The 20,537-nt window shown below is 63.6% G+C and carries 17 protein-coding genes; 9 read left to right on the top strand and 8 right to left on the bottom strand.

Going from position 1 to position 20,537, the window contains the following annotated elements; translation table 11 throughout:
• Window positions 1-58: 58 nt before the first annotated feature.
• Together NDO48_RS26465 and NDO48_RS26470 are read right to left on the bottom strand one after the other, a co-directional pair.
• On the bottom strand, window positions 59-3,142 hold the full coding sequence (locus tag NDO48_RS26465) for an efflux RND transporter permease subunit (RefSeq protein ID WP_018426838.1): 3,084 nt from the start codon (window positions 3,140-3,142) through the stop codon (window positions 59-61).
• Window positions 3,139-4,329 carry an efflux RND transporter periplasmic adaptor subunit gene (locus tag NDO48_RS26470; RefSeq protein ID WP_018426837.1) on the bottom strand — a complete coding sequence of 397 codons (1,191 nt, stop codon included), beginning with the start codon at window positions 4,327-4,329 and terminating at the stop codon, window positions 3,139-3,141. The genes NDO48_RS26465 and NDO48_RS26470 overlap by 4 nt, the downstream gene beginning before the upstream one ends.
• Before the next feature lie 154 nt (window positions 4,330-4,483).
• On the opposite strand from NDO48_RS26470, the gene NDO48_RS26475 reads away from it, so the two are divergent.
• Together NDO48_RS26475 and NDO48_RS26480 are read left to right on the top strand one after the other, a co-directional pair.
• Window positions 4,484-5,029, top strand: coding sequence for a TetR/AcrR family transcriptional regulator (locus NDO48_RS26475; protein WP_018426836.1), 546 nt, complete (start codon window positions 4,484-4,486; stop codon window positions 5,027-5,029).
• Window positions 5,030-5,190: 161 nt separating this feature from the next.
• Window positions 5,191-5,970: a glycosyltransferase family 25 protein gene (locus tag NDO48_RS26480; protein ID WP_018426835.1), complete on the top strand. Its 780-nt coding sequence runs from the start codon at window positions 5,191-5,193 to the stop codon at window positions 5,968-5,970.
• A 39-nt stretch (window positions 5,971-6,009) separates the two neighbouring features.
• On the opposite strand, the gene smc is transcribed toward NDO48_RS26480, so the two are convergent.
• The 3 genes from smc to NDO48_RS26495 form a co-directional block, all read right to left on the bottom strand.
• Window positions 6,010-9,468: a chromosome segregation protein SMC gene (gene smc / locus NDO48_RS26485; protein WP_267322709.1), complete on the bottom strand. Its 3,459-nt coding sequence runs from the start codon at window positions 9,466-9,468 to the stop codon at window positions 6,010-6,012.
• A gap of 60 nt (window positions 9,469-9,528) precedes the next feature.
• Window positions 9,529-10,269, bottom strand: coding sequence for a DsbA family protein (locus tag NDO48_RS26490; protein WP_018426833.1), 741 nt, complete (start codon window positions 10,267-10,269; stop codon window positions 9,529-9,531).
• A gap of 142 nt (window positions 10,270-10,411) precedes the next feature.
• Window positions 10,412-10,909, bottom strand: coding sequence for a DUF721 domain-containing protein (locus NDO48_RS26495; protein WP_018426832.1), 498 nt, complete (start codon window positions 10,907-10,909; stop codon window positions 10,412-10,414).
• A gap of 58 nt (window positions 10,910-10,967) precedes the next feature.
• On the opposite strand from NDO48_RS26495, the gene mutY reads away from it, so the two are divergent.
• Both mutY and NDO48_RS26505 read left to right on the top strand, forming a co-directional pair.
• Window positions 10,968-12,080 carry an A/G-specific adenine glycosylase gene (mutY, locus tag NDO48_RS26500; RefSeq protein WP_018426831.1) on the top strand — a complete coding sequence of 371 codons (1,113 nt, stop codon included), beginning with the start codon at window positions 10,968-10,970 and terminating at the stop codon, window positions 12,078-12,080.
• Window positions 12,081-12,083: 3 nt separating this feature from the next.
• Window positions 12,084-12,695 (top strand): HAD family hydrolase, encoded by a 612-nt coding sequence (locus NDO48_RS26505; RefSeq protein WP_018426830.1) that lies wholly within the window; start codon window positions 12,084-12,086, stop codon window positions 12,693-12,695.
• Between the two features lie 159 nt (window positions 12,696-12,854).
• Here NDO48_RS26505 and NDO48_RS26510 read toward each other — a convergent pair whose 3' ends face one another.
• Window positions 12,855-13,988, bottom strand: coding sequence for a site-specific DNA-methyltransferase (locus NDO48_RS26510; protein ID WP_018426829.1), 1,134 nt, complete (start codon window positions 13,986-13,988; stop codon window positions 12,855-12,857).
• A gap of 170 nt (window positions 13,989-14,158) precedes the next feature.
• Here NDO48_RS26510 and NDO48_RS26515 point away from each other — a divergent pair, with 170 nt between their 5' ends.
• The gene (locus tag NDO48_RS26515) at window positions 14,159-14,848 is read left to right on the top strand and encodes an HAD family hydrolase (protein WP_018426828.1); all 690 of its coding nucleotides are present in this window, start codon (window positions 14,159-14,161) and stop codon (window positions 14,846-14,848) included.
• A gap of 41 nt (window positions 14,849-14,889) precedes the next feature.
• Here NDO48_RS26515 and NDO48_RS26520 read toward each other — a convergent pair whose 3' ends face one another.
• Window positions 14,890-15,795, bottom strand: a complete 906-nt coding sequence (locus tag NDO48_RS26520) for an alpha/beta fold hydrolase (RefSeq protein ID WP_026226960.1) — start codon at window positions 15,793-15,795, stop codon at window positions 14,890-14,892.
• Between the two features lie 83 nt (window positions 15,796-15,878).
• Between NDO48_RS26520 and NDO48_RS26525 the strand changes: the two genes are divergently transcribed.
• The gene (locus NDO48_RS26525) at window positions 15,879-16,460 is read left to right on the top strand and encodes a CGNR zinc finger domain-containing protein (protein ID WP_018426826.1); all 582 of its coding nucleotides are present in this window, start codon (window positions 15,879-15,881) and stop codon (window positions 16,458-16,460) included.
• A 17-nt stretch (window positions 16,461-16,477) separates the two neighbouring features.
• Here NDO48_RS26525 and NDO48_RS26530 read toward each other — a convergent pair whose 3' ends face one another.
• Window positions 16,478-17,074, bottom strand: coding sequence for a hypothetical protein (locus NDO48_RS26530; protein WP_026226959.1), 597 nt, complete (start codon window positions 17,072-17,074; stop codon window positions 16,478-16,480).
• Between the two features lie 128 nt (window positions 17,075-17,202).
• Here NDO48_RS26530 and thrC point away from each other — a divergent pair, with 128 nt between their 5' ends.
• The 3 genes from thrC to NDO48_RS26545 are packed head-to-tail and all read left to right on the top strand — an operon-like array spanning window position 17,203 to window position 20,520.
• The gene (thrC, locus tag NDO48_RS26535; protein WP_018426824.1) at window positions 17,203-18,600 is read left to right on the top strand and encodes a threonine synthase; all 1,398 of its coding nucleotides are present in this window, start codon (window positions 17,203-17,205) and stop codon (window positions 18,598-18,600) included.
• 15 nt (window positions 18,601-18,615) lie between these two features.
• On the top strand, window positions 18,616-19,908 hold the full coding sequence (locus tag NDO48_RS26540; protein ID WP_026226958.1) for a M16 family metallopeptidase: 1,293 nt from the start codon (window positions 18,616-18,618) through the stop codon (window positions 19,906-19,908).
• Window positions 19,909-19,923: 15 nt separating this feature from the next.
• Window positions 19,924-20,520: a GNAT family N-acetyltransferase gene (locus NDO48_RS26545; RefSeq protein ID WP_267322710.1), complete on the top strand. Its 597-nt coding sequence runs from the start codon at window positions 19,924-19,926 to the stop codon at window positions 20,518-20,520.
• Window positions 20,521-20,537: the final 17 nt, after the last annotated feature.

Raw genomic sequence — 20,537 nt, forward strand, 5'->3', positions numbered from 1 at the left:
TGCGGATACAAAAAAGCCCCGGATCGCTCCGGGGCTTTTTGGTTTCACATCGTCGCCTTCAGTGGTGGGCAGCTTCTGCCATCTGTTTGGCATCTGGCAACTCGACATGGGCCTTCAGCTCCTTGCGGGAGATGTAGGTGTAGAACATGGGCACCACGAACAGCGTGAAGATCGTGCCGACGATCACGCCGAAGAAGATCACCAGGCCCATCGAATAGCGGGCGGCAGCGCCCGCGCCCGACGCCAGGATCAGCGGCACGACACCGAGCGCCATGGCGGCCGTGGTCATCAGGATCGGGCGCAGGCGGACCTTGGCCGAGGCGATGATCGCTTCGCGCGCGGTCATTCCATGCTCTTCACGTTGCTGGTTGGCGAATTCGACCAGCAGGATGCCGTGCTTGGTGATCAATCCTATCAGTGTGATGAGACCCACCTGGGTGTAGATGTTCAGCGTGCCAAGCCCGAGGTTCAACGGCACGATGGCGCCGAAGATCGACAGCGGCACCGACATCATGATGATGAGCGGATCGCGGAAGCTCTCGAACTGCGCCGCCAGAACCAGGTAGATGACGACGATGGCGAGCGCGAAGGCAATCAGGATGGTGTTGCCCTGCTCGCTTTCGAGACGCGACTGGCCGGAATAGTCGATGAAGAAGCCAGCCGGCAGAAGCGGCCGGGCGATGTCTTCGATCGTCTTCAGGCCATCGCCCGTCGTCACGCCGGGAACCGGCAGTGCCGCAATAGTCGCCGAGTTCAGCTGGTTGAACTGGTCGATCGATGCCGGCGAGGCGTTGGTGCTGATCGACACCACCGCCGACAGCGGCACCATCTTGCCGTTGACGCTGCGGACGAAGAACTCGCCCAGCTTCTCGGGGTTCTCGCGATATTGCTCGGGTACCTGCATGATGATGTCGTAGCTGTTCGAATCGCGGTCGAATTCCGCAATCGAGCCGCCGCCGACAAGCAGGCTGAGCGTCGTGCCGATATCGCGCACCGACAGGTCGAGCGCTGCCGCCCTGTCGCGGTCGATGGTGACGGTCACCTGCGGCGCGTTGAAGGACAGCGAGTTCTGCACCACGATGAAACGGCCGGAGGCCTGCGCCTTCGTCTTGATCTGCTCAGCCACCTCATAGACCTGGCTCGGATCACCCGTCGACTGGACGACCAGCGAGATCGGCAGGCCGCCACCCGCGCCGGGCAGCGACGGCGGCGCAAAAACCAGAGCCTCGACACCGCTGACCTTCGAGAGCCGGCCCTGGATGTCCTGCTGGATCTGCTTTTGCGAACGGTCGCGGTCGGCCCAGTCCTTCAGCGCCCAGACAGAGAAGCCCGAATTGGTTTCCCCGCCCATGCCGACGATCGAGAAATTCGTCTTGAGTTCTGGCAGGTCCTTGGTCAGGTCACGGATCTGGTCGGTGTAGAGGCTGGTGTATTCGCTCGTGGCATAACGTGGAGCTGTGACCAGCGAGAACAGCGCGCCTGAATCCTCTTCAGGCGCCAGTTCGGTCGACGTCTTGAAGAACATGAAAGCGGTGACAGAAACCAGCGCGATGACGACGAGAAGCGTGACCGGCCGATAGTTCAGTGAACCGGCCACCAGCCGCTCGTAGCGATTGGCGACACGCTCGAAGGTGCGGTCGACCAAGGCGGCGAAGCGGCTGTGGCTGCCAGACTTCAGGATGCGCGCCGACATCATCGGCGTGATGGTCACAGCGATGATACCCGACAGCACGACCGCACCAGCAAGCGTGACCGCAAATTCGCGGAACAGCGAACCGGTCAGGCCGCCGGTGAAGGCAAGCGGCGCAAAAACCGCGGCCAGCGTGATGGTCATCGCCACCACCGGACCGAAGATTTCGCGCATGCCCTTGAAGGCCGCCTGCATCGGCGTCATGCCCTCTTCCATGTGACGGTGGATGTTCTCCACCACCACGATGGCGTCGTCGACGACGAGGCCGATCGCCAGCACCATGGCCAGCAGCGACAGCAGATTGATCGAATAGCCCATCATCAGAAGGATGAAACAGACACCGATCAAGGACAGCGGGATGGTCACCACAGGCATCAGCACCGAACGGAACGAGCCGAGGAAGAGCAGGATGACGACGATGACGATGGCGACGGCTTCGGCGATGGTCTTGAAGACCTCGTCGATGGAGGCGCTGATCGTCTCGGTCGAATCGTAGACCATGGTAATGGTCATGCCTTCGGGCAGGCTCGCGCTGATGCCGGGCAGTTCCTTGATGACCGCAGCAGCAGTGTTAAGCGGGTTCGCCGACGGTGTTGGGAAGATGCCGATGAAGGTGCCCGGCTCGCCGTTGAAGTTGACGACCGTATCGGTGCTTTCGGCGCCGAGTTCGACATTGGCGACGTCACGCAGACGCACGACATTGCCGTTCTCGGATTTGAGCGGCAGTTCGGCAAACGCTTCAGGCGTCTGCAGCGTCGACTTCATGGTGATCGAGTATGTGACATACTCGTTCTTGGTCTTGCCGGGGGCCGACAGGAAGTTCGAGGCGTTGATGGCTTGCAGCACTTCGGCTGCGGTCAGGCCGCGTGCCGCGAGCTTCACCGGATCGATCCAGACACGCATCGAATAGTTGGCCGCGCCCAGAACCTGGACTTCGGCAACGCCCTCGATGGTCGACATGCGCGGACGGATGACACGCTGGATGTATTCGGTCAGCTCCTCGGCGCTCATGTTCGGGTTCTGCATCGCCAGGTACATGATGGCGAACTGCATGCCCGTGCCCTTGACGATCGTCGGATCCTTGGCGTCGCTCGGCAACTGGCCGCGCACCTGCTGGACCTTGGACATGACCTCGGTCAGCGCGGTGTCGGGATTGGAGCCGAGCTTCATCTGCACGGTCACGATGCTGGTCGACGGACGGCTCTGAGACGTCACGTAGTCGACGTTTTCGGTCGTCGACACAGCGGCTGAGATCGGTGCGGTGATGAAGCCCTGGATAAGGTCGGCGCTGGCGCCGGGATAGACGGTGGTGATGGTGATCACCGTCTCCTCGACCTCGGGATATTGCCGGACTGACAGATTGAAAATGCCCTGGAAACCCAGGAGCAGGATCATGAAGGCGAGGACCGTCGAGAGGACGGGGCGCCGGATGAAGATGTCAGAGAAACTCATTTCGTGGCCGCCTTCGCATCGGTCGAGGGTACGGGCGAAACCGTGTTGTCGATCTTGACCGGGGTGCCGTTCGAAAGCCTGTTCTGGCCTGCGACCACCAGTTCATCGCCGCCCGAGACGCCTTCGAGGATTTCGACGCGGCCCTGCGAGCGGCGGCCAACCTTGACGAAGATCTGCTTGACGGCCAGCGCCTGCTCGGCTTCCGGCTTGGCGTCTGCTGCCGCGGCCGGAGCAGCCGGCGCTGCCGGCGCTGCCGACGCCTGCGCTTCGGGCTTCTCAGCGGGGCGCACGACATAGACGAAGTCGCCATAGAGGCTCGAGGTCAGCGCCGTCAGCGGAACCGCGACGACATTATCTTCCTTGGGCAGCTCGACACGGACGCGGACGAACTGACCCGGGCTCAGCTTGCCCTCAGGGTTGGTGATCTCGGCGCGGACCGAAACAAGGCGGCTCTGCGGGTCGACCTTGGGGTCGATACCAATGACCGAACCGTTGAACGGCATGCTGTCGGACGAGACGCCGAAATTGACCGGCTGTCCGATCTTCAGCTGAGCGAGCTGCTGCTCCGGAACGGCGAAATCCGCGCGCATCGTCTCGAGATCCTGCAGCGTAGCAATGACGTTGCCGGGAGCGACATACTGTCCGATATCGACTTTCGGGATACCGATGGTGCCGGAGAACGGCGCACGCAACTGCTTCTGGTCGAGCACGGCCTGGAGCTTCTGGACCTGGGAAGCCGAGGTAGAGGCCGTTGCCCGCGCCGCATCCAGCGTCACGTCGGAACCAACGCCACGGCGGCGCAATTCGGTTGCCCTGTCGAGCGCCTGCTGGTCGAGATCGGCCTGGGTCTTGGCCGCCGCCAGATCCGCCTGCTGAACGGCATCGTCCAACTGGATCAGCACGTCACCCTTGTTGACGCGCTGATTGGCGGCGAACTTGATCTCCTTGACGATGCCAGTCGCCTCGACCGTCAGGTCCACGCCCTGCGAGGCGCCGACAGTACCGATCGTTTCGATGCCCGGTGTCCATGGACCCGGCTCGACTTTCGTGGTCGCAACCGTAACCGACGCAACGGGCATATTGGCGAAGTACTGCTTGATGCCGTTGTCACGCATGATGTTGAAGCCGACGATACCGCCGCAAACGAGGACGAGCAGCACGATAGCGATGATGAAGCGCTTGATCAAAGGAGACCCCAGTCGTTTGGAACCGCACACACCCGGACGGGTTGCGGTGCACAATGAACCCATTTTGGGAAAAACCCAAGGGCAGCGCGCTTACTGTACCGTCTGGACGGTATTGTCAATCCACGATAAAGTGAACGGCATTGGAGGTACCGTCATGTCTGGTCACAGACCGAGTTCACGCGAGAAGATCCTCGCCGCCGCAGCCGAGCTGGCCGATATCGTCGGCCCGGGCAACATCTCGCTCGACGCTGTCGCCCAGCGCGCCGGCGTGTCGAAGGGCGGCCTCCTCTACAACTTCCCCTCCAAGGCGAAGCTGATGCAGGCTCTGGTCGAGGAATATCTCAAGAGCTTCGAACAGGCCCTTGCCGCCAAGTCGGCAGACCAAGGTGCGGCCTCCCCCAACAGCCTTGCCGCTTATATCGAACTCTCCGCTGAAGAATGCCAGCACCATCAGCCCTCGGCCGCCGGGGTGCTGGCGGCACTGTCCGAAGACCCTGACTTCCTCAATCCGGTCAGGGACTTCAAGCGCAACCTGCTCGACCGGCTGAAGGCGGAAAACCCCGATACGGCCAAGCTGCTCGTGGCGTTCCTCGTCATCGAAGGCCTGCGCAGCATGAACCTGTTCGACATGGACATTCTCCATGAGGACGAACGCGACATGGCGATTTCATACCTGCTCGACGAGGCAGGCAGGGGATAAATCAGAGCGAGTTGAAAAAGCCCTTTCTAATGCAATAAATAGTTTGTATACATTTGACATGATGCAACCTGAGCGTATATGAGGTTGTCGTCATTCACGTGGCTATCCTGCCCAATACTGCGTGTAGTTCTAGTAGTCCTCATTCATGAGAGAGACGCTATATGCAGTTTAATGAGCCGCTCACGCTGGTCGTGACCGTGGATTCAGAATCCGGCCCCCGTCGCAATTCGACCCGGGCGCAACTCAAAGCGCTTGCCTGGCCCTTCACCTTCGTCGACGGGCTCACCACACAGTCTCCTGAAGTCGCCGCAATCTATGACGCAAGGCAAAACCGTCGAAAGTCGAAGCGTCCGCTAGCCCCGGCTGAAGTGGCGGCCTATGCCAGCCACCGCAAGGCGATGGGCGAGTTCCTCGCAACCGATCACAAGGTCGCGCTGATCCTTGAGGACGACTTCCATCTGATCGACCCCGGCAGGTTCGCCAGCCGCGTCAAGGCGCTGATGAAGGCGCCGGTCGTGTGGGACATCCTCAAACTGTTCGACTTCCAGGAACGACCTGTCGTGGAGTCGATACCTGTAGGCGACGTCAAAATCGTCTCGCATGGCAGCCCAACTGCCGGCATGGTCGGCTACCTGATCACACGCCGCGGTGCCCAGCGCATGCTGCGCCGTCCGACGGTATTCCGGCAGATCGACGAGGACATCAAGTTTTTCTGGGAACTCAAACTACGGGTGCTGTCCGTGCAGCCCAACCTCATCGCCGACATTGGGCACGAACTCGGCGGCAGCCTGATCGAACCCGAACGCCTCGAGGTCAGGAAGCAGCGAAGCTGGGTGATTTCGCTGAAAGGGCTTGCGCACACCGGTTTGCGCAAACTCAATTATCGGCGTCACCGCAAAGACTACTGCCTCACGCTGAAAAAGGCCGGACGCAGCTCATAGGGCTGACCTTGTATCAGAGGCGGCGGAGATCGCTCCTGACTAGCTGGCCTCGCGCAGGGCCTCGGCCGCCTGCAGGTCGACCGAAACCAGCTGGCTCACACCTTGCTCGGCCATGGTGACGCCGAACAGCCTGTTCATGCGCGCCATGGTGATCGGGTTATGGGTAATGACGACGAAACGCGTCTCCGTCGAAGCGGCCATTTCGTCCATCAGGTTGCAGAAGCGCTCGACATTGTGATCGTCGAGCGGCGCGTCGACCTCGTCGAGCACGCAGATCGGCGCCGGATTGGTCAAAAACACCGCAAAGATCAGCGCCATCGCTGTCAGCGCCTGCTCGCCGCCGGACAAAAGCGTCATAGTCTGCGGCTTCTTGCCGGGCGGGCGGGCAAGGATTTCGAGGCCGGCCTCGAGAGGATCTTCCGACTCGATCAATTGCAATTCGGCGGTGCCGCCGCCGAAGAGATGCGTGAACAGCCGCTTGAAATGCCCGTTGACCAGATCGAACGCGGCCAGCAACCGTTCGCGTCCTTCGCGGTTCAAACCCTGGATGCCCTGGCGAAGCTTGCGGATTGCCTCGATGATGTCCTCGCGCTCGGAGACGATCGCCTCCAGCCGCTCGGACAGTTCCTTCTGCTCTTCCTCGGCGCGCAGATTGACGGCGCCCAGGCGCTCGCGCTCCAGCTTCAGTCGCTCCAGGGTCCTTTCGATCTCGACCGGGTCGGGCATCGGGCTGTCGGCTTCGAGGCCGGTGTGGCGGATGACGAGATGGGGAGCCGTGTTCAGCACTTCCTGGATGCGCGCTTCGATCTCGCGACGGCGCTCGTCGGCAGCGGTCAGCCGCTCCTCCGAACGCGCACGTGCCTCGCGGGCCTCCGCAAGCCCCTGGATGGCAGCTGTCGCCGCCTTGTCGAGCACAGCCTGCTTGGCCTCGGCTTCCTGCAAGCGGTCTGAAACCTCCTTGCGCTGCGCCTCTGCCTGGTTGAGCTGCGACATCAGCGAGCGACGGCGCGCGTCCAGTTCATCCGGCGCCTCCGCAAGCGCCTCGCGCTCGGCTCCGGCTTCCTCGCGGCGCTCGGTCAGGGATTCGATCTGTTCGGCCGCGCTTTCGGCGCGCAGCACCCAGCTCTGGCGTTCGGCGCCGATCGAACCCAGCCGGCGCGACCGCGCTTCCGCCTCGCGGTTCAGGCCATCATGGACGGCGCGCGCATCGGCCAGGGCCGAGCGCTCTCGTGCGACCGAAGCCGAAAGCTGGTCGAGACGCTGCTGAAGATCGCCGAGGTCGGCGGCAGCGCCAAGCATGTCCTCCGCCTCGACATAGACGGCATGCGCGTCCTCATGCGAATCGGCAACGCGGCTGCGTGCCTCATCGAGTGCTGCGCGACGGCTGCTCAATTCGCCAGCGGCCCGCTCGGCCTGGGCGAGCGCATCGCGCGCCGCACTCACCTGATGCTGCGCGTCTCGCCCCGCCTGTCTGGCCAGCCGTTCGGCCTCAGCGCTTTCGCGCACGGCAGCTTCGGCGCGCGCCAGTGCTTCCTCGGCAGCGCGCACGATGAGCGTAGCCTCAATCGCCTCGGCATCGAGTTCGGCCAGGCGGTTCTTCTGGGCAAGACGAAGCGCTGCCGCGGTCGGCGCATCGGCGCTTGCCGTCAGCCCATCCCAGCGCCACAGGGCGCCTTCCTTGCTGACGAGCCTTTGGCCCGGGGCCAACAATGGCTGCAGCAGCGGGCCGTCGGCCGCATCGATCACGCCGACCTGGGCAAGGCGGCGTGCCAGCTGCTGCGGAGCGCGGACCATTTCGGCAAGGCTGCTGGCGCCCGCCGGCAGTTTCGGATCGGTCGGCGCCGGCTTGGCGCCGCTCCAGTGCACCGGTGCTGCGCTGTCGAGCGCTGCTTCGAGATCATCGCCGAGGGCAGCGCCGAGTGCGGTCTCAAAGCCGCGGTCAACGCCGATCTGCTCGAGCACTGCCGGATAGGCATCGCCCGATACGGCGGCGATGATCTTGGCCAGCGTGCGCGCCTCAGTCTCGATGCGGGCGAGCTCGGCCTTGGCCTCCTGCAGCGGCTGGCGGGATGCCGCTTCTGCCTGGCGCGCCTCGCCAACCGCGCGTTCAGCCTCGGCCGCGGCATATTCTGCTTCTTCCAGCGCTTCCTGGGCGGCTTCGGCCAGCATGCGCTTTTCAGCCGGATCGGCGAGTGCTGCGATCCGGGCAGCGATCTCGCCGGCCTCGCGGTCAAGCTCGGCGAGCTGGCGCGCAAAACGGTCGCGGCGTTCGGCGGCATCGCGCATGGCGCGTTCGGCCTGGCTGCGTCCCGCAGCCGCCTCGGCGCGCTCGGCGGTCGCCCGGCCAAGCTCGGCCTCGGTCTTGGTCAGCGTCGCCATTGCTTCGTCAAGTGCCGCGCGGGTCTCCGCCTCGCGGTCGGCCGCGCCGTCGTTCTCGTCGCGCAGCGACCGCTCTTCGGCATCAAGCCGCGACAGGATCGCGGCGTTGTCGCCGATCATCCGCTGCTCGCGGGCAATGTCCGCATCGAGCTGCTGCAGGCGGCGATCAAGTTCGCTCTGGCGCGAATTGATGCGGCCAGCCTCTTCCTCGAGCTGCGAGCGGGCAATCGACAGCCGCTGCAGGGTCGCGGCTGCCGAGGCATCGGCCTCACGCATCTCAGGCAGCTTATGGGCGCCGATCGCCTGATCCTTGGCCGCCGCCATCTGGGAGGCGGCACGTTCGGCAACGAGCGAAGTCGCGACGGCCAGCGCCGATTGCGCCTCGCCTTCCTGCGTCTTGGCAAGCGTCCAGCGCAGGTGCAGCAGCGTCGCTTCCGCCTTGCGGATGTCGGCCGACAGGTTCTTGAAACGCGACGCCTGGCGCGCCTGGCGCTTCAGGCTCTCGATCTGGCCTTCCAACTCGCCGACGACATCGTCAAGGCGCTCCAGGTTCTGCTCGGCGGCGCGCAGGCGCAGTTCCGCCTCATGGCGGCGCGTGTGCAAGCCGGAAATACCTGCCGCCTCTTCGAGCAGGGCGCGGCGCGCCTGCGGCTTGGCCTGGATCAGCTCGCCGATACGCCCCTGCCCGACCATCGAGGGCGAACGTGCACCCGTCGACTGATCAGCGAACAGAAGTTGCACGTCCTTGGCGCGGGCTTCCTTGCCGTTGATGCGATAGACGGAACCGGCCTCGCGCTCGATGCGGCGCGACACCTGGAGTTCGTCGGCGTCATTGAAGGACGCAGGCGCGGTGCGGTCGGTGTTGTCGAGGAAAAGCGTGACTTCGGCGGTGTTACGTGCCGGCCGGGTGCCCGAACCCGAGAAGATGACGTCGTCCATGCCCGAGGCGCGCATGTTCTTGTATGAGCTTTCGCCCATCACCCAGCGCAACGCTTCGACCAGATTGGATTTGCCGCAGCCGTTCGGCCCGACGATGCCGGTCAGGCCGCGTTCGATGACGAACTCGCCGGGCTCGACGAAGGATTTGAAACCGAGAAGGCGGAGGCGCGAAAACTTCATCCGCGCCAACCCGCGCAAAAGGGAGCGCCGAAGCTCATCCGCTTCGGCGCTGCGAACCTATCAGAGCATGCCGTCGATAATCGCCGACATTTCGTCAATCGTCATCGCCCCTTTGTAGACTTTCCCGTTGATGAAGAAGGTCGGCGTCGAGTCGACCTTGAAATCCTTCTCGCCGCGGGCGCGCACAGCCCTGATATCGTCCAGAAGCTTCTGGTCAGTCAAGCAGGCCTCGAACGACTCCTGTGTAAAGCCGGCCAGCTTGGAAATCTGAAGCAGCGCGTCCTTCGGGTTCTGCGAAGCGGCCCAGTTCGACTGCTGCTTGAACAGCACGTCGACCATCGGGAAGTAGTTGTCCTTCGAGCAGCGCGCAAGCATGAAGCCCGCTTCGGCCAGCGGATCGAACGGGAACTCGCGGTAGATCAGGCGCGCCTTGCCGGTGTCGATGTACTTGGTCTTGAGCGCCGGCAGCGTCGTCTCGTGGAAATGCGCGCAGTGCGGGCAGGTCATCGAGGCGTATTCGACGATGGTCACCGGCGCGTCGGCCTTGCCGAGCACCATATCGGGCAGCGTGCCGGCCTCGAGCAGCTTGGCCATGTCGACCGTGCCCTGCGCGTCGGGAGCCTTCACCGCCTGGACAGGCGTCGCCGGGGTGGCCGGGGCTGCAGGCGTCGCAGGTTCGGCAGGCTTCGGCGTCGCCGCCTTGGCTTCCTCGCCGGAGTCGCTGCAAGCGGAGAGCAGTGCTGCGGCCGAAACGGCTGCCAGCCCGGTAAGTGCGGTCCTGCGGGAAATGGAAGGGAACATACGAATCACCTGACGATGGTTGGATTTTGCAATGCGGATTTACGTGAAGGCGAGAGTTGGCGCGAATTAAGGCATGGCTGTCCCCAAACCAATCGCAAATTTCCGCACTTTCAATCACGAAAGCGCGAGATTCCCGGCATTTCTACTTGCGGGAGGCCAATATCGTCGCACCCAGCTTCTCCAGCGATGCCTTCAGCCCCTCATCTTCGATCAAGCTTACAGTTCCGGCAATCTTCGACTGCTCGGCATCGGTGAGCTTGCGCAGGCGCGGCCGGACCGGGCCCGCATGCCGCGAAACCGGCTTCTGGACGATGCGGATGCGGCCAATCGCGTTGAACCCGAGAAAGGAATTGACCCGGCCGATGATCTCGCCGGTTTCGTGCTGCAGATGAAGTGCCGCCGACCCCGAGCAGGCAACCACCAGCACCGCCGGCTCGAACGGATCGTCCTCGTGCATCCGGCGCGGCCACTGGATCTTCTCCGGCCGCGAGTTCAGCGCCAAGCGCGGCCCGACGATCTCCTCCCAGGACTGGACGAGCCCCACCGATATGCCGGTGCGCTTGCGCAGCACGGGATCGAGGATGGCGCTGGCGAGATCGCTGACCGGGACGGGATTGCCCGTCCACCTTTTACCTGCCATGTCGTGCTCCAGAGATAACCTTGTCGACATGTAACGCCGAAGGCAGTTCCGACCACCAATGGCATCCCCAGCACAGACCCGCAAGCATGCCGATGACGCAGACATCCGGATCGCCTCGGGCCTGCTCGCCTGGTACGACGCAAACCACCGGGAATTGCCGTGGCGGATGCCGCCGCGGGAGCTGGCCAAAGGCCTGCGACCCGATCCTTACCGCGTCTGGCTGTCTGAAATCATGCTGCAGCAGACGACGGTCGAAGCGGTCAAACCCTATTTCCGCACCTTCCTCGAAAAATGGCCGGACGTCGGCTCACTCGCCGCGGCGGATGCAGAGGATGTGATGAAGGCCTGGGCGGGGCTCGGCTATTATTCGCGGGCCCGTAACCTCAAGGCCTGTGCCGAAACGGTCGCCGCCAAACACGACAACCGCTTTCCCGACACCGAAGACGGCCTGCGCGAATTGCCTGGCATCGGTCCCTACACGGCTGCAGCCATCGCCTCCATCGCCTTCAACCGACCGGCGGCCGTGGTCGACGGCAATGTCGAGCGCGTCGTCACGCGCCTGTTTTCGATCGCAACACCCCTGCCCGAGGCCAAGCCGGTAATCCGCGCCCATGTCGAGCGCATGCTCGCAGCATCTCGTCCCGGCGACTTCGCCCAGGCGATGATGGACCTCGGCGCCACCATCTGCACACCCCGCCGGCCGCGTTGCATGCTCTGCCCGCTGCGCGAGGACTGCAGCGCGATCGTCAATGGCGATCCCGAACTCTATCCGGTCAAGCCGCCCAAGGCCGAGAAGCCGCAGCGGCGTGGCGCCGCCTTCGTCGCCGTCACATCGGATGGTTCGGTGCTGCTGCGCAAACGCCCCGGCAAGGGCCTCTTGGGCGGCATGACCGAGGTGCCGACAACGGGCTGGACGGCGCGGATCGACGGCGCCACCGGCACAGAGAGCGCGCCCTTCCCCGCCAGGTGGCAGCGCGCCGGCAGCATCAACCACGTCTTCACACATTTTGCGCTCGACCTCGACGTATTCCGGGCAGATCTGCCCCAGCGCGTCGAGTTCGACGGCCACTTCTGGTCGTCCGCCCACGAGCTCAATGGCGAAGCCTTGCCAACCGTCATGAAAAAAGTCATCGAAGCTGCCATACCGGGTGCAACGAAAAGAGGACGCTAGGGAATGAGCGAGATCCGCCACATCGTCTATGACATCGGCAAGGTGCTGATCCACTACGACCCTGACCTTCCCTTCAGCCGCATCATCCCCGATCCGGTCCAGAGGCGCTGGTTCTTCGACAATGTCTGCACCAGCGACTGGAACATCGAGCAGGACCGCGGTCGCACCTGGGAAGAAGCCGAAGCCCTGCTGATCGTCGAACATCCCGAGCACGAGAAGAACATCCGTGCCTTCCGCGAAAACTGGCACGAAATGGTGCCGCATCACTACCAAGACAGCGTCGCGCTGATGGAGAGCCTGGTCGCTGCCGGCCACGACGTCACCATGCTGACCAATTGGGCGTCAGACACGTTCCGCGAAGCACGCGGCCGCTTCCCGTTCCTGGAGACGCCGCGCGGCGTGACGGTTTCCGGTGACGTCGGCCTGATCAAGCCCGACCGCCGCATCTACGACCTGCATGTCGAGACCTTCGGACTCGACCCGAAAGCCTCGCTGTTCATCGACGACAGCCAGAAGAACGTGAACGCCGCCATCGACGCCGGCTGGCAGGCAGTGCTGTTCACAAACGCCAAAACGCTCGAGGCGGACCTCGAGCGTCTCGGGATCGGGCGGTGACTGGAAACCGACCGACCAACGAAATCCGAAGCCGCGAGGCCAAGAATTTCAAACTGTTTTACAGGACCGCTTGAGTTCCTGAAGGGCCAGATGGCACAAGCCATGGAGCCTGATCCGTCGCGCCTGACTATGAGGCGCGACCGGTGATCGCATGGGTGGTTATGCCCCTGCCTTTTCCATGCCGACGCGAACGATGCGGCGCAGTTCGTCGATCTGGGTGAGACCGCCTGCCCGCTCATAGTGCCAGAAGGTCCAGCCGTTGCAGGCATCGAACCCCTGGACTGCGGCGCCGACGCGATGGATCGAGCCGGCATTGTCGCCGGCCACCAGCGTGCCGTCGGCGCGAACCGTGGCCGAATGGCGTTTCTTGGCATCATAGAGCTTGGCGCCAGGGGCCAGCAGGCCCATGTCGATCAGGCTGATAAAGGCGACCCGCGGCTCGGCGCGCTTGCCGGTCAGCACGGTGAGTTCAGGACCGTCGAGCGTACGCACCGAGGCGATGCGCTCCTGGGCGGCATCGATGTAGGACTGCTCGCGCTCGATGCCGACAAAGTGGCGGCCGAGGCGCTTGGCGACCGCACCCGTCGTGCCCGAGCCGAAGAACGGGTCGAGAATGACGTCGCCCGGCTTTGACGAGGCCAGCATGATGCGGGCCAGCAGTGCTTCCGGCTTCTGGGTCGGGTGCAGCTTGTTGCCGTTGTCGTCCTTCAGGCGCTCGCCACCGGTGCAGATCGGGAACAGCCAGTCGGACCGCATCTGAACGTCGTCGTTCGACGCCTTCATGGCTTCGTAGTTGAAGGTGTAGCCCTTGCCCTTCTGGTCGCGCGAAGCCCAGATCATCGTCTCGTGTGCGTTCTGGAAGCGCCGACCGCGGAAGTTCGGCATCGGGTTGGTCTTGCGCCACACCACGTCGTTGAGGATCCAGAAGCCGATGTCCTGCATCTTGGCGCCGACACGGAAGATGTTGTGGTACGAGCCGATCACCCAGATCGTGCCGTTCGGCTTGAGCACTCGGCGCGCCGCCAGAAGCCAGGCACGAGTGAAGGCATCGTATGCCTCGAAGCTCTCGAACTGGTCCCAGTGGTCGTCGACAGCGTCCACCTTGGACTGGTCGGGACGGTGCAGCTCGCCATCGAGCTGGAGGTTGTAGGGCGGGTCGGCGAAGATGACGTCGACCGATGCCGACGGTAGCTTGTCGAGCGCGGCGATGCAATCACCCTTGATGATTGTGTCGAGCCATTCGGACGGCTGAGGCGTGCGGGAAAGCTGGCTAAGAGGACGCACTGCTGACATTCTGATACCCGGATGACGCGTTACTGTTTACTCGCCATTATGGTTACCGATCAGCGTAAACAATTGATGAAGCAGGCGTCCGAATTTGCGGTTCGGACCGGAATGGTGTATTCGCGGCGCCTTGAGTTGCCCGGCCGCGCTTTGCACCGGCCCATTTTTCCCGGACCGTCATGAACCAGCCAGATCTAGTCATTTTCGATTGCGACGGCGTGCTCGTCGATTCCGAAATCATCGCCGCCCGTATCGAGGCCGAACTGCTCACTCAGGCAGGCTTCGAGATCTCAGCCGAGGAGATCGCCGAGAGCTATGCCGGCCTGACTTTCAAGGACATCATGCTGAAGATCGAGGAGAAGGCGGCCATCCCCTTCCAGGCCTCGCTCATCAGCCAGGCAGAGGAAATGGTCGACCGCCGCCTCAAGACCGAAGTGCGCGCCATCGAAGGCGTGCATGAAGCTGTCGCCGCCGTCACCGCGCCGCGTTGCATCTGCTCCAATTCCACCAGCGAGCGCATCGAGATGATGCTGGATCGCACGCGCATCCTGCCGCTGTTCAAGGGCCGTATCTTCTCGGCCCTTGAGACTCCGAGCCGCAAGGCAAAGCCTGCGCCTGATGTGTTCCTGCACGCCGCCAAGACGCTCGGCGCCAACCCGGCCAACACCTTCGTCATCGAGGATTCGGTGCACGGCATTTCCGGCGCGGTTGCCGCCGGCATGCGCGTCATCGGCTTCACCGGCGGCGCGCACAGCTATCCGGGCCATGCCGACGCGCTGACCGAGGCAGGTGCTGAAACCGTGATCCGGCGCTGGGCTGACCTCGGCGGCGTGCTCGCAGCACTCAGCATGTGGTCTGAAAACGCCTGACACGCGTAACCGTGCCGGCCCGGCAAGGGCCGGCTCGACTGTCAGGGCCGGATCCAGGTCCGGTCGACAAAATCGGCGACCAGCGGCACGATTTCGGGCAACTTCTCCTCGAGCGCGAAGTGCCCGGTTTCGAACAGATGCAGCTCCGCCTCGGGCAGATCGCGCAGATAGGCGTGCGCGCCCGGCGCCGGGAAGAACGGATCGTCCTTGCCCCACACGATCAGCGTCGGCGGCTGATACTGCCTCAGCCAGGCCTGCCATTCGCAATAGCGCGCGACGTTGCTGTGGTAGTCGAAGGCGAGGTCCACCTGCGGCTGCTTGCGGCCCGGCAGGTCGAGAAAATGCTGGTCCAGCGTCCAGCCATCCGGCGCCAGCAATTCCTGCTGCCCGACGCCGCTCTCATACTGAAAGCGCGTGCCTGAAAGTGTCAGCAGATCGAGGATCGCCTTCTCCGCCTCGGGTTGATCGGGCCGCAGCGCGATGAAGTTGCGCGCACCGTCCGACAGCCCTTCATCATAGGCATTGCCATTCTGCACGATCAGGCCTGCGAACCATTCGGGATGCCGCACCGCCAGGCGGAAACCGACAGGCGCGCCGAAGTCGAAGAGATAGGCGACGAAGCGGTCCAGTCCCAATCCCTTGATGAACCCCTCCATCGTGTCGGCGAGGCGGTCGAAACTGTAGACGAAGCTGCCGCCAGCGCTCGCGGGCTGCGGCACGTCGCTGTGGCCAAAGCCGGGATAGTCGGGCGCAATCACGCGGTAATGGCTGCCGACCGCATCGATCAGCCGGCGGTACTGGTGCGAAGCCGAGGGAAAGCCATGCAGCAAAAGGAGCACGGGCTTATGCACGCTGCCGTCGGCGGGTACCGACTCACGGTAGAAAATGCGCACGCCGTCGACGTCGAGATGACGATGAACCACACGGGGTAACGTTGCGATTGCCATTTCACATGCTTTCTATCTAAGATTATGCATTAGCAACATTCGCTTGATTGACTAATGTGTCAATCTCCAATTTTGGAATTAGCATGAGCATCGACATTCTTCCGCTGACCGGCGAGCCTCTTGGGCTGGACCTGGTCAACACACGCGCCCGCAGCGGCACTGAGGGCATCGACCATTTGGCGACGCCTGATGGCCTGCGGGCCTGGGTGGCGCTCCAGGCAGAACGTTTGGAGGAATATGGCGGCGATGCGTTGATCGCCGTGTCACAAGGCGATCTCGCCGCCATTCACGCCGTGCGCGAATGTGCGAGCCAGCTCGTCGACCATGCCAGGCACGGCAGGACGCCGCCTGAGCCAAGCCTGCGCGAGCTCAACCAGGCGCTGGCGGCAGCGCCGGTTCATCTCGAACTTCGGTGGACCGGATCATCGCTGGCGGTGCAGCGTATGCGCACCGGGTCGGTTGTCGCCGACCTCGCAGCGCGTCTCGCGGAAGCGGTGGCAAGCGTGCTCACCGACCCGGCTGTCGGCACGATCCGCAAGTGCGAGGCCGAGGATTGTACGAAGCTGTTTCTGCCGGCGAGCAGCCGCCGGCGCTGGTGTGCCGCGACGCGCTGCGGCAACCGCATGCGCGTCGCCCGCTACTACCAGAGGCACAAGGACAGCTGACTGCTGTCCCCGTCGCCTTACTGTTTCGCCGGCTTCTTGGCCGGGCCTTCGTCGAAGCCGGCAAAGACCTGCACGTCGCGTGCGGTCGGCACCGGAATCACCACGTTCGGATCGGTGAAGACGAACTGGGTGGCGGTCGACGGATCGGTCACCTGCACCGAATTCTTGTGAAGCTGCGAATAGAGCACTTCGCCGTTGCGGACGACGGCGATGCGGATCGGCATGTTGACTGTACCGGGGCCACCTGCGGGGCCGACCACCACCTTGCCTGCGACGCCGACCTTGATGGTCATCTGGCCGTCGGCACGAGTGCAACTGCGGGTGACGTCGGTGATCGCCGACTGGTGCACCAGCTTGGACGGATCGTCCTGACCGCCCTTGGCGTAGCTGTTGAAGAAGGACGTGCCGTCACGCAGCACAACGTTCGGGCAATAGGCGAGCAGCTCGCTGGCCAGGATCTTGCCCTCTTCGGCGGCTACGACCTTGGGGTCCTTGGGCTGGCTGGGGCCGAACAGGCCGCCCGCGCCGCCAGATTGGCAGCCGGTGACGGCGAGCATAAAGCAGGAGGTCGCCATAGCCGCCATAAAGCGACCGTCGATCTTACGAAACAACATGAACTGCACTTCCCTCTCGCAAAGCAGTCGTTCTATATCAACCGCACGGCAAAAATGCGACTGATGGAGCGCAGTTTTCCCCGTCCCGCCGATTACCGGCAGGTCCTTGCGCCTTGGAACGGATAGATATGCACTATGTGAGTACCCGTGGGGAAGCGCCCACGCTTGGATTTTCCGATGCAGTCCTGGCCGGCCTCGCACGCGACGGTGGCCTCTATCTCCCGGCGGAATGGCCGACCGTCAGCCCGGCCGAGATTCGCGCCATGCGCGGCCTGCCCTACGCCGACCTCGCGATCCGGCTGCTGGCGCCCTTCCTCGGCGGTGAGATCAAGCCCGACGTGTTCGAGCGCCTGGTGCGCGAGGCCTATGGCAGCTTCCGCCACGAGGCCGTCTGCCCCCTGATCCAGACCGGCGCCAACACCTTCGTGCTTGAGCTGTTCCATGGCCCGACGCTGGCCTTCAAGGACGTCGCCATGCAGTTGCTGGCCCGCCTGATGGACCATGTGCTGGCCGAACGCGGCCAGCACGCGACCATCGTCGGCGCCACCTCGGGCGACACGGGCGGCGCGGCCATCGAGGCTTTCGCCGGACGCGAGCGTACCGACATCTTCATCCTGTTCCCGCATGGGCGCGTGTCACCTGTGCAGCAGCGCCAGATGACCACCTCGACCGCCGCCAACGTGCACGCGCTGTCGATCGAAGGAAATTTCGACGACTGCCAGGGCCTGGTGAAGGACATGTTCAACGACCACGGCTTCCGCGACCGCGTGCGGCTGTCGGGCGTGAACTCGATCAACTGGGCCCGCATCATGGCCCAGATCGTCTACTACTTCTCCTCGGCCATCTCGCTCGGCGCGCCCGACAGGCCGGTATCGTTCACTGTGCCGACAGGCAATTTCGGTGACATCTTCGCTGCCTATGCCGCCAAGCGCATGGGCCTGCCGATCGATCGTCTCGTCATCGCTACCAACGACAACGACATCCTGGCCCGCACGCTGAAGAGCGGCGAATATCGTCAGACCGGCGTGGTCGCCACCACCTCGCCTTCGATGGACATCCAGGTGTCATCCAACTTCGAACGCCTGCTGTTCGAAGCCTCCGACCGCGACCCGGCGGTGGTGCGGCGCTACATGGCCGGCCTCAAGCAGTCGGGCGCGTTCACTATCGAGGCCAAGGCGCTGGCCAGCATTCGCGCCGAGTTCGGCGCCGGTCGCGCCGACATGGACGAGACCGCGGCCACGATCCGCAAGGTGCTTGATGCAAGCGGCTATCTGCTTGATCCGCATACCGCAACCGCGATGCATGTTGCTGCGGGCGAACCGGCCAGCGACGTGCCGATGGTCGTGCTTGCCACCGCCCACCCGGCCAAATTCCCCGCCGCCGTCAAGGCAGCCTCCGGCATCGAGCCGGCTTTGCCGAATTGGCTGTCGGGATTGATGGAACGTAAGGAAAACTTCACGGTACTTCCATCAGAGATAAAAATGGTGGAAGATTACATTAGCCGCCGCACACGGGCGGCGCGTTAGGGAGTACGCAGGAATATGAGTGTTGAGGTAAGCCGTCTGTCGAACGGCCTGACAGTAGCCACCGAAACACTTCCGAGCGTCGAGACCGTAGCTCTAGGGACATGGGTCAAGTCGGGAGCGCGCAACGAGCGCGACGACGAGCACGGCATGGCCCATCTGCTCGAGCACATGGCGTTCAAGGGCACGAAGAGCCGCAGCGCCTTCCAGATCGCTTCGGAAATCGAAAATGTCGGGGGCGAGATCAACGCCGCCACGTCGGTCGAGACGACCTCGTTTTATGCCCGGGTGCTGTCCGACGACGTGCCGCTGGCAGTCGACATCCTGTCCGACATCCTCCAGGATTCCGAGTTCGATCCCGATGAGCTCGAGCGCGAGCAGCATGTCATCCTGCAGGAAATCGGCGCCGCACACGACACGCCCGACGACATCGTCTTCGACCGTTTCACCGAAACCGCCTTCCGCCACCAGACGCTCGGCCGCTCGATCCTCGGTACGCCCGAGACGGTGAAGTCCTTCACCTCGGCGCAGCTGCACGACTTCATGCAGCGCCAGTACGGCGCCGAGCGGATGGTCGTGGTCGCCGCCGGCGACGTGAAGCACGATGAATTCGTCCGTGAGGTCGAGAAGCGGCTCGGCAGTTTCCGCACCAAGGCAGAAAGCGCCATCCCCCAATACGCACAGTATGTCGGCGGCGACTTCCGCGAAGATCGCGACCTTATGGACGCGCAGATCGTGCTCGGCTTCGAAGGCCGCGCCTATCATGTGCGCGACTTCTACGCCTCGCAGGTGCTGTCGATGATCCTTGGCGGCGGCATGTCGTCCCGCCTGTTCCAGGAAGTGCGCGAGAAGCGCGGCCTGTGCTACTCGGTCTACGCCTTCCATTGGGGCTTCTCCGACACCGGCATCTTCGGCATCCACGCCGCCACCGGCCAGTCCGACATCGCCGAGTTGCTGCCGGTCATCATCGGTGAGCTGCAGAAGGCCGGCGAAGACATCCTCCAGGAAGAGCTCGATCGTGCCCGGGCGCAGTACCGAGCCGGCCTCATCATGTCGGCCGAAAGCAGCTCCAGCCGCGCTTCGCAGATCGCCCGACAGCTGCTGCTGTTCGGCCGCCCGATCGCCAAGGAGGAGCTGATGGAGCGACTGCAGGCGCTGACCACGGAGAGATTGACGGACCTGGCCTCGCGGCTGTTCTCGACCCGCCCGACAATCACTGCCGTTGGCCCAGTCGGCACGCTCGCGCCCTACGAATCGCTGCTGGATTCGCTGCCGGGCGGACAGGCGGCCGCCCGCAAGCTTGCCGTCTGAGCAGCCATTGCAGCCATGTTCTCGCTCTCGCTCTTTCGCCGCGAACCTCCGGCGCTGAAAGGCGAACGCGTCACACTCAGGCTGCCCAACTGGCGCGATTTCCACGAATGGTCGACCCTGCGGTCCGACAGCCGCTCGTTCCTCGAGCCGTGGGAGCCGCGTTGGGCGCCAGATGAGCTGCAACGCTCGGCGTGGCGGGTACGTCTCGCCCGCTACCAGGACGAATTCATCCAGGGCACGGCCGCCGCTTTCTTCATCTACGACAACGCAACCCGCAAGCTGGTGGGTGGAATCACACTCGGCAACATCCGCTACGGCGTCGCCCAGACAGGCCATATCGGCTACTGGATCGGCGAGCGTTACGCCGGCCAGGGCTTCATGGTCGATGCCGTCAGATTGGTGGCCCGCCACGCCTTCGATACGCTCCGGTTGCACCGGATCGAGGCTGCCTGTATCCCCAACAATACGCGTTCAGTGCGCGTGCTTGAAAAAGCCGGATTCCGGCGCGAAGGACTTTTGCGATCCTATCTCAGGATCAACGGCGAATGGCACGACCACTATCTCTACGCGTTGATTGCGGACGATCCGCACGCCGTCACCATGAAGGGCTGAACTTGTCGAAGCATTTC

It is taken from the genome of Aminobacter sp. MET-1 (genome assembly GCF_026521175.1).
In the GTDB taxonomy this organism is placed as follows: Bacteria; Pseudomonadota; Alphaproteobacteria; order Rhizobiales; family Rhizobiaceae; genus Aminobacter.